This window comes from Paraburkholderia sp. SIMBA_030 (assembly GCF_046535245.1).
Taxonomy (GTDB): Bacteria; Pseudomonadota; Gammaproteobacteria; order Burkholderiales; family Burkholderiaceae; genus Paraburkholderia.
The window spans coordinates 1-489 of sequence record NZ_JAWRXB010000087.1 but is presented as its reverse complement, the minus strand read 5'-3'; the positions used below and the strand labels follow the sequence as shown (position 1 = coordinate 489).

General features: G+C 57.9%; 1 protein-coding gene. It reads right to left on the bottom strand.

Going from position 1 to position 489, the window contains the following annotated elements; genetic code table 11:
• A partial coding sequence (locus SB772_RS39135; protein ID WP_410838405.1) for an ESPR domain-containing protein occupies nt 1–132 on the bottom strand: 132 nt, incomplete at its 3' end.
• Nucleotides 133–489 lie beyond the last annotated feature (357 nt).

The window sequence follows — 489 nt, the reverse complement described above, 5'->3', positions numbered from 1 at the left end:
CGCACCGGCCGGTGCATGGCCCGTTACTGTGGTTTCGCCATTGTTCCTGCCGGTCGTGCTGGCGGTCTCCGCGACAGCAATCAGCATTCCCCGGAGCCGGTTGTACACGAGCCGGTAGGTCTTCCTGTTCATTTTGTTTTTCGCAGTACGAATCGGTAGAGATTCGTAAGACTAATGGAGGACACCGGGCGGAATTGTCAAAGAACGTCACGTTTGACGACATGCTGCGGCAGCGCAACGTTTACCGCGGATTCGGACTTATCTGATTGCGCATGAAAATGCCTCGTGCAGTTTCGGGAGAGAGGCCAGCGTCATGCGCCCGGCCGCGCTACCTGGCGATGCGGTCGGGAACATCCGTACAACTGCTGGATGCGGGCGGGCGTTGAAGTTAAAGGCGAAATCTGTGGCGACTGACGCGTCGCGCTGTCGATTCACGTAACCACCTGTCCCGTTATGCCGGAATTCTTTCGAGCAGGTGCGTCACCCGTT